The following is a 438-nucleotide window of genomic DNA, read 5'->3' as shown; positions in this document are numbered from 1 at the left end:
GGACGCGCCGGCCCATGGCGAGTCGCGGCCGTTTCCGCTGGATTTCTCGCTGCCCGACTTTGCCCGTTGGCTGGGGGAGATCATGAAGGCGGAAGGCGCCAGTGCGCCTGTGCTCGTGGGTCAGTCGATGGGCGGCTATGTGGCCCAGGTGTTCGACGTGCTGTTTCCGGGGCGCGCCTGCGGCATCGTGTCAGTGGACTCCGCGCCGCTCGGTCGCGACTACTTCAAGCGATGGGAGTTGGCCTGTCTGCCCTTTGTGACGCGCATGTTCTACCTGTACCCCTGGGGGACGCTTAAGAAGACGAGCACTGAGGGCAATGCCGCAACTCCCGAGGGCCGCGCCATCATGGGCTCGATCCTGGCCGGCTACGAGAAGGGGGAGTACTGTCGGCGTCCCAGATCTCGAAGCGGCCCGTGTTGCCCACGACCACGACTTCC

At 65.8% G+C, this 438-nt stretch carries 1 protein-coding gene; it reads left to right on the top strand.

All coding sequences use genetic code 11. The annotated features are described in order from the left end of the window. Window positions 1-438, top strand: a 438-nt coding sequence (locus tag NE591_RS12460; RefSeq protein WP_256156770.1) for an alpha/beta fold hydrolase, incomplete at both ends; no start/stop codon positions are given.

Origin of the sequence: Adlercreutzia sp. DFI.6.23, assembly GCF_024462535.1 — a bacterium.
Lineage (GTDB): Bacteria > Actinomycetota > Coriobacteriia > Coriobacteriales > Eggerthellaceae > Adlercreutzia > Adlercreutzia rubneri.
This window is presented reverse-complemented; position numbering and strand designations above follow the sequence as displayed.